Here is a 12226-nt window from a genome sequence, read left to right as displayed (position 1 = left end):
ATGCTGGATCCCGGGCCGGACGCCCCCGCGCGGGCCTCGATCCGCCGCCACCTCGCCGCGGCGCTCGGGCTCGGCCTCGCCCTGGTGGTCGGCCTCGGCGGCTGGGCGGCCTTCACGGACATCGCGGGCGCGGTGATCGCGCCGGGCCAGCTCGTCGTCGAGTCCGACGTCAAGAAGGTCCAGCACCCCACCGGCGGCGTGGTCGGCGAGCTGAAGGTGCGCGAGGGCGCGCGGGTGAAGGCCGGCGAGGTGCTGATCCGCCTCGACGACACCCAGACGCGGGCCAACCTCGACATCGTCCTCAAGGCCCTCGACGAGCTCGCGGCGCGCCGCGCCCGGGACGAGGCGGAGCGCGACGGGGCGGAGGCGGTGGCGTTCCCGGCCGAGCTGACGGCACGCCGGGCGGACCCCGCGGTCGCCCACCTCATCGACGGGGAGACCCGGCTGTTCGCGGCGCGCGTCGCGGGGCGCGAGGGCCAGAAGGCGCAGCTGCGCGAGCGCATCACCCAGCTCCGCCAGGAGATCTCGGGGCTCACCGAGCAGGCCGCCGCCAAGGAGCGCGAGATCCGGCTGATCGGCACGGAGCTCGCCGGGGTGCGCGAGCTCTACGCCAAGAGCCTCGTGCAGCTCTCCCGGGTCACCGCGCTCGAGCGCGACGGGGCGCGGCTCGCCGGCGAGCGCGGGCAGCTGATGGCCTCCACCGCCGCCGCGCGCGGGCGCATCACCGAGACCGAGCTGCAGATCCTCCAGGTCGACGGCGACATGCGCACCGAGGTCGGCAAGGACCTCGCCGAGATCCGGGCGCGCTGGTCCGAGGTGGTGGAGAAGCGCGTCTCGGCCGAGGACCTCCTCAAGCGCATCGACCTGCGCGCGCCCCAGGACGGCACCGTGCATCAGCTCAGCGTCCACACGATCGGCGGCCTCGTCACCCCGAGCGAGCCCGCCATGCTGATCGTGCCGAGCGCCGACCAGCTCGCGGTCGAGGTGCGCATCCAGCCCCAGGACATCGACAGCGTGCGCGCCGAGCAGCGCGCCGTGCTGCGCTTCCCCGCCTTCAACCAGCGGGTGACGCCGGAGATCGACGGGGTCGTCACCCGGGTCTCGGCGGATGTCAGCACCGACCCCAAGACCGGCATCAGCTTCTACACCGCCCGCATCCTGGTGCCCGACGACCAGCGCGCCCGCCTCGGCCCCCTGCGCCTCGTGCCGGGCATGCCCGTGGAGGCCTTCCTGCAGATCGGCGAGCGCTCGGTGATGAGCTACCTGACGAAGCCGATGAGCGACCAGATCGCCAAGGCCTGGCGCGAGCGGTAGGACTCGAATTCCCGTCACCGGGCTCCGATTTCCGATCGACGCCGAACCACCACCGCCGTCATTCCGGGGCCGCGCAGCGGAGCCCGGAATCCAGAGCCGCCGACGCCCGCTCGTCCTGCCGCCTCGGCGGCTCTGGATCCCGGGCTCGCCTCCGGCGCCCCGGGATGACGGGGGTGGGGGGCGGACAGGCACCTCCGTCATCCGGGCTTGGCAGAAGGCGCACCGTCGTCCCGAGGCGGGGCTTCCTCAGCGCGAGTCGAAGCCAGGGGCACGGCCACGCCGTCTTGCCTCGCGCCACCGAATCCTGATAAGGGGGCCACCTTTCCGCGAGGCGTGCGCTGCCATCGCCGGGGCGCCCCCGCGGCTCTCCGTTCCCGAGACCCCATGGACAGGCGGCCGGCCACCACCGCGCCGATTGAGACCGATGAAGATTCGCAACTCCCTCAAGTCGCTCCGCGGCCGTCACCGCGACAACCAGCTCGTGCGTCGCAAGGGCCGGGTCTACGTGATCAACAAGACCCAGAAGCGATTCAAGGCCCGCCAGGGCTGAGCCCCGCGGCGCCCGCCCGGCGGGCGCCCGCGCGTCAACGCGCCCGTTGACGCTCGCGCGGCAGGCGGACAAGCTCCGTCCATGCTGCGTCCAGCCTCCCTCATCCTCGCGGCCCTCCTGGCCGCGACCTGTGCCGGGCCCGCCTCCGCGGGACCGCCCGGTGCGCTCGCGCGCGAGCCAGGGGCCGGCGGCAGGCCGGGACCCGAGGCCAAGCCGACGCCGCCCGCGAGCCTCGACGACCTCTTCGCCCGCCTGCGCGACGCCGAGGACGATGCCGAGGCGAAGGGCGTCGCCCGCCTCATCGAGCGGCGCTTCGAGCGCTCCGGCAGCGCCACCGCCGACCTCGTCACCGAGCGCGCCCGGCTGGCCATGAGCTCCGACGACCTGCCCCTCGCCGCCGAGCTGATGGACCGGGCGACGAACCTGGAGCCGGGCTGGGCCGAGGGCTGGAAGCGGCGCGCGCTGGTGTTCTGGCACCTCTCCGACAAGGCCGCGGCCATCGCCGACCTGCAGCGCGCCCTGGTGCTGGAGCCGCGCCACTTCGAGGCCTGGGCGGCCCTCGGGCGGGTCTACCAGTCCCTCGAGGACAAGCCCCACGCCCTCGACGCCTTCCGGCGCGCGGCCGCGCTCTACCCGCGCATGGAGAAGGTGAAGGAGCTGATCGAGCGCCTGAGGCCGGACGTCGACGGCCGCGAGCTTTGAGCCACCTCCTCGCCGCGCTCGCGGGGCTCCTCGGCATCGCCGCGGCCCTCGTCGGCGGGATCCTGGCGCTCGGCGCGGCCGCGAGCCTCCTGATCACCCTGCGGGTCGAGGCCGCGCATCCGCCCGAAGGCCCGTTCGTGGCCGTCACGGGGGGCCGGCTCGCCACCGTCGAGGCCGGACCGGCCACGGGCGGGCGCGCCACGGTGGTGCTGCTTCACGGCGCCTCCGCCAACGCATCGGATCCGATGGAGGGCGTCGGCCGGACGCTCGCCGCGCGCGGCTTCCGGGTCGTCGCCTTCGACCGCCCGGGCTTCGGCTGGAGCGACCGTCTCGGCGGACCCGAGGCCGCCGGCCCCGCCCGGCAGGCGCAGGCCGTCGCGGAGGCGCTGGAGCGGATGGGCGTCGGCCCTGCGATCGTCCTCGGACATTCCTGGTCGGGCGCGCTGGCGCTGCGCCTCGCCCTCGACCATCCGGAGCGGGTGGCCGGCCTCGCCCTGGTCTCGCCGGTGGCGCTGCCCTTCCCCGATCGGCCCGCGCTGCCCTGGTACTGGCGGCTCGCCCTGCAGCCGCCGGTGGCCTGGTGCCTCAGCCGCACGGTGGGGCCGCCCCTCGGGCTGTACTATCTCGATGGGGCCGCCCGCACGGTGTTCGTGCCGCAGGCGGTGAGCGAGGGCTACCTCGCGCGCAGCCGCGCCGCCCTCGTGCTGCGGCCCGGCACGCTGCTCGCCAACGTGCAGGACCTGATGGGGCTGCCCGCGGCGCTCGCCGCCCAGGCGCCGCGCTACGCCAGCCTGCGTGTGCCGACGGTGGTGGTGTCCGGCGAGGCCGACCGCATCGTGCGGACCGACCTGCAGGCACGGCCCCTCGCCGGGCTCATTCCGGGCGCGCGCCTCGCCCTGCTGCCGGGGATCGGCCACATGGTGCCCTGGGTCGCCCCGGAGGCGCTGGCCGACGCGGTCTCGGAGCTCGCCGACCGGACCGGCGGGGCGACGGCCGATCCCCCGGTCGTCGCCCCCTGACCCCCGCGGGCCTCAGGCCCGCGCGGCGTGGTCGCGCGTCACGAAGGCGATGCGCACGAGGTTCGTGGCGCCCGGTGTCCCGAAGGGCACGCCGGCCACCACGATGACCCGGTCGCCGATCTCGGCGAAGCGCTCGCGCACCGCGAACTTCGCGGCCCGGAAGGCCATGTCGTCCACGTCGCTGGCATCGTTCGTCACGATCGGGTGCGTGCCCCAGGCGAGCGCCAGGCGGCGCGCGGTCTCGCGCTTCGGGGTCAGGGCGATCACCGTGGCGTTGGGGCGCGAGCGCGACAGGCGCAGGGCCGTCGAGCCCGAATGCGTCCAGGCCATGATGGCGCTGAGGTCGAGGGCGTTCACCATCTGGTGGGCCGCCGCCGCGATGGCGTCGGCGGCGGTGTGCTCGGGCTCCGAGCGCTGCGCCGTGATGATCGACCAGTAGAGGGCGTCCCGCTCCACCTGCTCGGCGATGCGGCTCATGGTGGTGATGGCCTCGATCGGGAAGGCGCCCGAGGCGCTCTCGGCCGAGAGCATCACCGCGTCCGCGCCCTCGTAGACGGCGGTGGCCACGTCCGAGACCTCGGCGCGGGTCGGCACCGGCGCGGTGATCATCGATTCGAGCATCTGCGTCGCCACCACGACGGGCTTGCCGAGGCGGCGCGCCCCCCGGGTGATGCGCTTCTGCACGCCCGGCACCTGCTCCAGCGGCATCTCCACGCCGAGGTCGCCGCGGGCCACCATCAGGCCGTCCGAGACCTCCATGATCTCGTCGAGGCGGGTGAGCGCCTGCGGCTTCTCGATCTTGGCCATCACCAGGGCGCGGCCGGCCGCGACCTTCTTCACCTCGGCGACGTCCTCGGGGCGCTGCACGAAGGAGACGGCGATCCAGTCGGCACCGGCGTTGAGGCCGGCCTCGAGGTCCGAGCGGTCCTTCTCGGTCATGGCCGGGACCGGGATGACCGTGTGGGGCAGCGAGACGCCCTTGCGGTTCGAGATGCGGCCGCCGACCTCGACGCGGGTCACGGCGCGGCTCTCGCTCGCCTCGGTGACGGTGAGGCGCAGCTTGCCGTCGTCGATGATCACCGCGTGGCCGGGCTCCAGCGCCGAGAGGATCTCGGGGTGGGGCAGGTGCACGCGGTGGACGTCGCCGGGCGTCGGGTCCCCGTCGAGGACGAAGCTCGCGCCGTTCTCCAGCATGGCGCTGCCCTCCGCGAAGGCGCCGACGCGCAGCTTCGGGCCCTGCAGGTCCACCAGGATCGCGATCGGGCGCTTGGCCTCGCGCTCCACGGCGCGGATCGCCTCGACCTTCTCGGGGAGCCGCTCGCGCGGCAGGTGGCTCATGTTGAGCCGGAAGACGTCCGCGCCCGCGTGGAACAGCTTGGCGATCATCTCCGGCGAGTCGGAGGCCGGGCCGAGGGTGGCGACGATCTTCGTGCGGCGGGAGCGTTTCAAACGGGCCTCCTAAGGGGGTGCGTGCAGGGATGCCCGCCGGATGCGGCGCGTCCGGGCGGCCCGGGCGCGCGCGGCCAGAAGCACCCCCGTGCCGGCGGCGTCAAGGGCGGTACGGGCGGAAGACCTTCCGGGGATCGGACGGCTGGAGGCGGGCGGGCCCGGCGCGCGTCAAGGCTGCGGCGCGACGGGCTGGTTCGGGTCCGTGAGCTGGATGGTCCAGCTCTTCTGCTCGCCCGTGTCGACCTCGAAGAAGCCGTTGCGGTCGTAGCCGCGGGCGAGGCAGTCCTCGACCCCGCGGATCGTGTAGGCGGAATCCTTCGTGCACATCAGCGAGCGGCCGCTCCACTCGCCGCCGCGCGTGTAGTCCACGGCGAAGACGTAATAGAATCGCGCCGCGAGCGCCCCGCGCAGCAGGGTCTCGCAGGCCTTCGGGGTCAGGTCCCACCAGCCCTCCGTGACCCAGCCCTGCGGGTCGCGGTAGCCGAGGGACACCCCGACCTTGCTGCCGGTGAGGTTGCACATCCGCAGGTCCGCCCGGGCCGCCCCCGAGCCGCCGAGGAGGATCAGGGCGGCGAGCGCGAGCGAGGCCGGCCCCGTCGCGAGAGCCCCTCTCATGGTCTGGGAACGCGGAACCGGCCTAATCGACGAGGATGATGCGGCAATCGTTGACATTGGTGCGGGTGGGGCCGGGCTGGACGAGGTCGCCGATGGTCGCGAAGAAGCGCGTGGAATCGTTGTCGGCGAGCATCGCGGCCGGATCGAGGCCGGCCGCGCGGGCCCGCTCCAGCGTCGTCGGGTCCACGAGTCCGCCGGCCGGGTCGGTGGCCTCGCCGCGGCCGCCGTCGGTGCCGTCGGTGTCGGCCGCGATGCCGGCGATGCCGGGCTCCCCGTCGAGGGCCAGCGCCAGCGCCAGCGCGTATTCCTGGTTCGGCCCGCCGTTGCCCTCACCGCGGATCGTCACCGTGAGCTCGCCGCCGGAGATCAGGGCGACCCGCCGGCCGCCGGCCTTCGCCTCGCGGGCGAGGCGGGCGTGCTCGGCCGCGACCTCGCGGGCCTCGCCCTCGAGGTCGGAGCCGAGCATCACCGGCTCGTAGCCCGCGGCCTTGGCGCCGGCCGCGGCCGCCTCGAGGGCGTCGATCGGCCGGGCGATGATGCGGTACTCGGCTCGCGCGAAGGCGGGGTCGCCGGCCTTCGGGGTCTCGTTGTTCGGGTCGTTCAGGAGGGCGCGGGCCGCCTCCGGCAGCGGGATGCCGCGGCGCTCGCAGATGGCGCGGGCCTCGGCGAGGGTCGAGGGATCTGGCACGGTGGGCCCCGAGGCGATCACGGAGGTGTCGTCGAAGGGCACGTCGGAGATCGCGAGCGTCAGGATCGAGCGGGCGTTGCGGGCGGCGAGCGCCAGGCGCCCGCCCTTGATGCGCGAGAGGTGCTTGCGCACGGTGTTGATCTCGCCGATCGGCGCGCCGGAGCGCAGCAGCGCCTTGGTGATCGCCTGCTTCTCCGCGAGGGTGAGGTCCCCGGCGGGCGCGATCCAGTTCGCCGAGCCGCCTCCGGAGAGCAGCACCAGCACCTCGTCGTCCGGCCCGGCGCTGAGGGCGATGCGCAGGGCCTCCTCGGTGGCCGCGATTCCCGCGGCATCCGGCACGGGATGGCCGGCCTCGACCATGCGGATGCCCGGCGCTTCCTGCCCGTAGCCGTGGCGGGCGACGGCGAGGCCGACGATGCGGTCCTCCGCGAGCCCGTGCTGCTCCCGGTAGAAGCGGCTCGCCACCGCCGCCATGCTGCCGCCGGCCTTGCCGGCACCGAGGATGATCAGGCGGCCGGGGGAGGGGGCCGGCAGGTGGGCGGGCAGGCACAGGTCCGGATGCGTCGCCGCGATGGCGGCGTCGAGGAGCCCGGTGAGCAGGCTGCGCTGGTCCGGGTTGGCGTGGGTGCTGGCGTCGGAGGCGGTCATGCGGGCGGTCCTCGCGCGTCGTTCCCTCTGCGGGGATCTTCGTCTCGGTCGTGGTGTCGTGCGTCCTCGCCCGCACGCCCGCACGCGGCGAGGGGAGGGCGACGGGCGGTTTGTTGCCGTGAGCGCACGATCGTTGCTACGTGCTCTGCCCGAGGCTCGCCGTGACGGCAAGCCCGCCCGCGACGAAGCTGTACAGGACGAACCCGAGCCCGATGCCTGGAGCGAGCCCTCACCCGGTCGAGACCATCGCCGGCGACCCCGCCAGCGGCCTGCTGATCCTGTGCGACCACGCCTCGAACTTCGTGCCCGACGACATTCACCTCGGCGTGCCGGAGACGGAGTTCGGCCGCCACATCGCCTACGACATCGGGGCGGCCGGCGTGACGCGGCGCCTCGCGGCCCGGCTCGGCGCCCCCGCGATCCTCACCCGGTTCTCGCGCCTCATCATCGATCCGAACCGGGGCCGGGAGGACCCGACCCTGGTGATGCGCCTCTCCGACGGCGCGATCGTGCCCGGCAACGCCCGCATCGACGCGGCCGGCAAGGCGGAGCGCATCGCCCGCTTCTACGCGCCCTTCGACGCGGCCATCGACGCCGGGGTGGACGCCGCGCAGGGCGCGGGCCGCCCCCCGATGATCCTCACGATGCACAGCTTCACGCCCTATTGGCGCGGGATCGCCCGGCCCTGGCAGGTCGGTATCCTCTACGACCGGGACGACCGCATGAGCGCGCCGCTGATCGCCGGCCTGCGGGCGGACCCCGCCGGCCTGACGGTGGGGGACAACGAGCCCTACGGCGGCGGCCTGCCGGGCGACACCATCGACCGGCACGCCACCGCCCGCGGCCTGCCCAACGCGCTGGTGGAGATCCGCCAGGACCTGATCGCCGGGGAGGACGGGCAGGCCGAGTGGGCCGAGCGCTTCGCCCGCCTCCTGCGCCCGATGCTGGCGGCTTGACGGGGCGGCCCCGGACGCCGACCTGAGGCGGTGACGGAGGAGCCCGAGATGACCGAGATGGACGAGACCACCCGCACGGAGCTGGAGGCCGCGGTGTTCCGGCGCCTCGTCTCCCACCTTCAGAACCGCACCGACGTGCAGAACATCGACCTGATGAACCTCGCCGGCTTCTGCCGGAACTGCCTCTCGAACTGGCTGAAGGACGCGGCCGACGCCCGCGGCCTGCCCCTGACCAAGGACGCGAGCCGCGAGCACGTCTACGGCATGCCCTACGAGACCTGGAAGGCGCAGCACCAGGCGGAGGCGAGCCCCGAGCAGCAGGCCGCGTTCGCGAAGTCACAGCCCGGCCCGCACTAGGGCCGCAGCGCGGGGCGCGCGCCCCGCGATAACCTCTTGGTTAAGGTTGCCGCCCTACCACCGGCCCGAGGGCGCGCCGCGAGGCGCGCCGCCACGCGAGAGGATCAAGGCTATCATGGCAGCTTCCGCCGCCCCCGCGGTCGACCCGTCCTCGGTCGCCGCCGACCAGCTCAAGAGCTTCATCGAGCGCATTGAGCGGCTCGAGGAGGAGAAGGCCGGCCTCGCCGGCGACATCAAGGACGTCTACGCCGAGGCCAAGGGCACCGGCTTCGACACCAAGGCGCTGCGCAAGATCATCTCGCTGCGTAAGAAGGACCACGCCGAGCGCCAGGAGGAGGAGGCGATCCTCGAGCTCTACATGCAGGCCCTCGGGATGGTGTGACGGGCGCGGCCTCTCGCCCTCAGCGCCCCTCGGCATCGGCGCGGGCGAGGGCGCGCCATTCCAGGACGTGGCCCTCGAAGGCCGCGAGCGTCTCGGGCGCGAGGCGGCCGAGGGTGCGCCGCACGTAGGCTTCCTGCGCGGCGATGCCCCGGGCGGCGAGGTCGGCGCCCGTCGGCGTCAGGTGGAGGGCGTGCGAGCGGCGGTCGCCCGGAATCGCGCGCCGCTCCACGAGACCGGCTTCCACCAGGCGGTCGATCAGCCCCGAGACGTTGCCCTTGGTCACGTAGAGGCGGGCAGCCAGCTCCTGCTGGGTCAGGCCCTCGCGCTCCGTGAGGGTGGACAGCACGTCGAATTGCGGGATCGAGAGGCCGATCTCGCGCAGGTCCGCGCCGACCGCCGCGGTGACGCGCCGGCTCAGCCGGATGAAGCGGAACCAGACCCGCAACGGATCGGCTCCGGCGGGAATCGGCTCGGCGAGATCCGTCTCGGCTTGGCCCTCGGCAGGCGGCGGGGCGGAATGGGCGTCGGTGCGGGTCATGGCGGGCCGAGCCTATAGCAGGCCGCAACGCGTCCCGACATCCGGTTCGCTCGCTGGTTGCCGTCCGCGGCTGGCGTCGGCGCGCCGCGGACGGTAAAGCTTGCGTCCGCGCCCGGGATCCGAGCGGGCGACCATCGAACCCGGTCCATGCGCCGACTGCTCATCGAGGAACCCGTCACCCGCGCCGGCATCCTGTCCCGGCGCGTCGCCCTGTTCGCGGCCCTCGTCACCGGGATCGCGGTCCTGCTGGTGCGGGACCCGCGGGCCGATGCCGGCGCCGCCCTCGCCACGCTAGGCTCCGGCCTCGTCATCGCGGCCCTCGCCATCGCCTTCGCGCTGTTCGCCTTCGTGCGGGTCTGGCGGGAGGGCGCGCGCGGCCTCGGCGCGGCGATCGGCGGCCTGTTCCTCGCCGTCGTGGTCCTCGCCTACCCAGCCTACGCGGCCCTGCGCGGCGTCCGCCTCCCGGCCATCGCGGACGTGAGCACCGACACCGAGAACCCGCCGGCCTTCTCGCGCTCGCGGGTCGCCTTCGCGGCACGGGAGGGGCGCTACCCGCCGGACCCCGGCACGGAGGCCCGGGAGCGCCAGCGCGCGGCCTACCCGCAGATCGCGCCCCTGACCCTCGACGTCGATGCGGAGGAGGCCTTCGAGCTGGCCCGCAAGGCGGCGGTCAATCGCAAGTGGCAGATCGTCGAGGCGATCCGGCCCGGCGGCCGGATCGGCAACGGCCGGATCGAGGCGGTGGCGCGCAGCCTCGTCCTCAACCTGCCCGACGACATCACCGTGCGGGTCCATCCCCGCGCGGACGGCGCGCGCATCGACGTGCGCTCCGCCTCCCGCCGCGGCAGCCGCGACTTCGGGGGCAACGCCGACCGGATCCGCGCCTACCTCGACGAGGTCGCCAACCTCGCCATCGCCCTCAAGTAGCGTCCGTCGGCCGGAAGGCGCCGTCGAGCCGGGGCGGCCCGTCGGTCGCCACGAGGCCGCGCTCGGCGAGGTCCTCGAGGTGGGCGAAGACCGAGAGGGCGGCCGCCCCCATCAGGCGCGGCGCGAGCCCCTGGTAGATCGCGGCCACGATGGCGCGGATGTCGGAATCGCCCGCGAGCACCCGCGCGCGGATCGCGGCCTCGCGCTGGCGGCGATGCGCCGCGAGGCCGCGCACGAAGCGGCGGGGGTCCCGCACCGGGCCGCCGTGGCCCGGCCAGTACACCGTCTCGGGACGCTCGCGCAGCTTGTCGAGGGACTCCATGTAGGCCCGCATCGAGCCGTCCGGCGGGGCGACGATGCTCGTCGACCAGGCCATCACGTGGTCGCCCGAGAACAGGGCGTTCTCCTCCGGAAGCGCGAAGGCCAGGTGGTTCATGGTGTGGCCCGGGGTCTCGACGGCCGCGAGGCTCCAGCCGTCCCCGGTCAGCGTCGCGCCCTCGGCGAGCACCCGGTCCGGCGCGTGGTCCCGGTCGACGCTGGCGTCGAGGGCCGGCAGCTCCCCGGCGGCGAGCGCCCGGGCCCCCCAGTGGGGACCGCAGCCGACGATCGGCGCGCCGGTGCGCGCCTTGAGCAGGCGGGCGCCGGGCGAGTGGTCGCGGTGGGTGTGGGTGACGACGATGGCCTCGACCGTCTCGGACCCGAGATCGGCCAGGAGGGCGTCGACGTGCGCGGCGTCCTCGGGCCCGGGGTCGATTACCGCGACGCGGCCGTGGCCCACCACGTAGGTGCAGGTGCCGCTCGCCGTGAAGGGGCTGCCGTTCGGCGCGATGCGCCGGCGGACCAGGGGCGTGAGCGTCTCGAAGCGGCCCGCGGGCGGAAGGGCGGCGTCGAAGGCCGGCCCGCTGCTGTCGCTCATCCGTCCGCTCCCGCGCGGCCCCGCCGGCCGCGGCGCCGCCCTACGACATCGGGCTGCTGGGGACAACGCGGATCGGGACCGCTCCGGCGCCTCAGCGCAGGTAGGGGGAGGGGGAGACGACGCGCACGCCGCCGTTGCCCGCGGCCACGGGCTGGAAGCCGGGGCCGGCCGCCGCCACCCGGACGATGCCGGCGCCCTCGGCGAGGCGCAGGGCGCGCCGGAAGGTGCGGGCGTCCTCCTCGCGCCGCAGGGCGCCGACCCGGGCCTCGATCGCGCGGATCCGGGCTCGCGCGACGCCGCGGGCGTGGCGGAAATCCTCGGTCGCGACGCTGCCGGCCCGCACCCGCGTCACGATCCGGGCGCTGTCCCGCGTGGTCACCACGTCGCCCGGGCGGATCGTCGGGTCCTCCGCGAGGGTCACCGGCGCGGTGCCGGGCGCGGCCTGGCAGGAGCACGACGCCACCCGGCGCGTGCGGTAGACGTTGGCGAAGGCGGAGGCGCGGTAGGGCTGGCCCTTCAGGCTGACGGCGCTGTCGAGCTCCGCGTCGTTCGCGCCGAGGGTGTAGAGGTTCGTCGCGGCGCCCGGGCAGGCGGCGGCGCAGGCGGCCTCGTGGACGGGCAGGTCGTTGCGCGAGGCGAGGCGGCCGAGGGGGAAGAGGTAGCCGTCGCAGGTCCGCACGCAGACGGTGCTGGGGCCCTGCGCCACCGCCATCGGGGGGAGGCTCGCCACCGCCCGGCGCCGCTGGCGCTTGCGGCTGCGCGCGTCCCGCAGGTCGAAGGCGTGCCGCGGCGTCTGGAGGAGGGGCTGCGGCCGGGCGATGCGCCGGGCATCCGGCAGGTTCGCGTAGCGCCCGGGCCGCGGCGGCGGCTGTACGCGCCGCTCCGGCGCGGGGCCGCCGAACAGCCGCTCGAAGATGTTGAACAGGCCCGGCTGCTCGTTGGCCCGCGCGAGGCTCGTGCCGACCACCACGCAGCCGAGCCCGAGGATCAGGCCGGCCAGCGCCGTGCCGATCATCTGCCGGCGCGTCCCGCCGGAGGCCAGGAAGCGCCGTACGCCGTCGCCGCGTGCCATGAGGTCCCCCGGAGGCCCCGGGACGCGCGGTGGCGGGCAGGGCCCCGGCCACCCGGAAGGCGCGTCGCCCGGGTCAGTACGTCGAGAGAGGGA

General features: G+C 74.9%; 14 protein-coding genes. 8 read left to right on the top strand and 6 right to left on the bottom strand.

All coding sequences use genetic code 11. From position 1 onward, the window contains the following. The 4 genes from ACLBXP_RS24155 to ACLBXP_RS24140 all read left to right on the top strand — a co-directional run bounded on the left by ACLBXP_RS24155 (nt 1) and on the right by ACLBXP_RS24140 (nt 3585). Complete coding sequence (locus ACLBXP_RS24155; RefSeq protein WP_447670380.1) at nt 1–1314, top strand: HlyD family type I secretion periplasmic adaptor subunit; 1314 nt, start codon at nt 1–3, stop codon at nt 1312–1314. Nucleotides 1315–1738: 424 nt separating this feature from the next. Further along, complete coding sequence (ykgO, locus tag ACLBXP_RS24150; protein ID WP_003601867.1) at nt 1739–1864, top strand: type B 50S ribosomal protein L36; 126 nt, start codon at nt 1739–1741, stop codon at nt 1862–1864. Between the two features lie 81 nt (nt 1865–1945). Then, on the top strand, nt 1946–2566 hold the full coding sequence (locus ACLBXP_RS24145; protein ID WP_447670379.1) for a tetratricopeptide repeat protein: 621 nt from the start codon (nt 1946–1948) through the stop codon (nt 2564–2566). Next, a complete protein-coding gene (locus ACLBXP_RS24140) occupies nt 2563–3585 on the top strand; it encodes an alpha/beta fold hydrolase (RefSeq protein WP_447670378.1) in 1023 nt (340 codons plus the stop codon). The genes ACLBXP_RS24145 and ACLBXP_RS24140 overlap by 4 nt, the downstream gene beginning before the upstream one ends. Nucleotides 3586–3597: 12 nt before the next feature. On the opposite strand, the gene pyk is transcribed toward ACLBXP_RS24140, so the two are convergent. The 3 genes from pyk to ACLBXP_RS24125 form a co-directional block, all read right to left on the bottom strand. Next, a complete protein-coding gene (gene pyk / locus ACLBXP_RS24135) occupies nt 3598–5034 on the bottom strand; it encodes a pyruvate kinase (protein ID WP_447670377.1) in 1437 nt (478 codons plus the stop codon). A gap of 168 nt (nt 5035–5202) precedes the next feature. Then, nucleotides 5203–5649 (bottom strand): DUF1036 domain-containing protein, encoded by a 447-nt coding sequence (locus tag ACLBXP_RS24130; RefSeq protein WP_447670376.1) that lies wholly within the window; start codon nt 5647–5649, stop codon nt 5203–5205. Nucleotides 5650–5671: 22 nt separating this feature from the next. After that, nucleotides 5672–6985 (bottom strand): glycerate kinase type-2 family protein, encoded by a 1314-nt coding sequence (locus ACLBXP_RS24125; protein WP_447670375.1) that lies wholly within the window; start codon nt 6983–6985, stop codon nt 5672–5674. A 212-nt stretch (nt 6986–7197) separates the two neighbouring features. On the opposite strand from ACLBXP_RS24125, the gene ACLBXP_RS24120 reads away from it, so the two are divergent. The 3 genes from ACLBXP_RS24120 to ACLBXP_RS24110 all read left to right on the top strand — a co-directional run bounded on the left by ACLBXP_RS24120 (nt 7198) and on the right by ACLBXP_RS24110 (nt 8680). Further along, nucleotides 7198–7941 (top strand): N-formylglutamate amidohydrolase, encoded by a 744-nt coding sequence (locus ACLBXP_RS24120; RefSeq protein ID WP_447670404.1) that lies wholly within the window; start codon nt 7198–7200, stop codon nt 7939–7941. Between the two features lie 48 nt (nt 7942–7989). Continuing rightward, a complete protein-coding gene (locus ACLBXP_RS24115; protein WP_447670374.1) occupies nt 7990–8298 on the top strand; it encodes a DUF1244 domain-containing protein in 309 nt (102 codons plus the stop codon). Nucleotides 8299–8413: 115 nt separating this feature from the next. Beyond that, nucleotides 8414–8680, top strand: coding sequence for a DUF2312 domain-containing protein (locus ACLBXP_RS24110; RefSeq protein WP_447670373.1), 267 nt, complete (start codon nt 8414–8416; stop codon nt 8678–8680). Between the two features lie 19 nt (nt 8681–8699). Here the strand turns inward: ACLBXP_RS24110 and ACLBXP_RS24105 are convergent, their stop codons facing one another. Next, nucleotides 8700–9218 (bottom strand): MarR family winged helix-turn-helix transcriptional regulator, encoded by a 519-nt coding sequence (locus tag ACLBXP_RS24105; protein ID WP_447670372.1) that lies wholly within the window; start codon nt 9216–9218, stop codon nt 8700–8702. Between the two features lie 147 nt (nt 9219–9365). Here ACLBXP_RS24105 and ACLBXP_RS24100 point away from each other — a divergent pair, with 147 nt between their 5' ends. Next, on the top strand, nt 9366–10145 hold the full coding sequence (locus ACLBXP_RS24100) for a DUF1499 domain-containing protein (protein WP_447670371.1): 780 nt from the start codon (nt 9366–9368) through the stop codon (nt 10143–10145). On the opposite strand, the gene ACLBXP_RS24095 is transcribed toward ACLBXP_RS24100, so the two are convergent. Further along, on the bottom strand, nt 10138–11061 hold the full coding sequence (locus tag ACLBXP_RS24095) for an MBL fold metallo-hydrolase (protein WP_447670370.1): 924 nt from the start codon (nt 11059–11061) through the stop codon (nt 10138–10140). The two genes, ACLBXP_RS24100 and ACLBXP_RS24095, sit on opposite strands and share 8 nt — an antisense overlap. Nucleotides 11062–11152: 91 nt before the next feature. After that, on the bottom strand, nt 11153–12133 hold the full coding sequence (locus ACLBXP_RS24090; protein ID WP_447670369.1) for a DUF2865 domain-containing protein: 981 nt from the start codon (nt 12131–12133) through the stop codon (nt 11153–11155). Nucleotides 12134–12226: the final 93 nt, after the last annotated feature.

It is taken from the genome of Methylobacterium sp. A54F (genome assembly GCF_053346035.1).
This window is presented reverse-complemented; position numbering and strand designations above follow the sequence as displayed.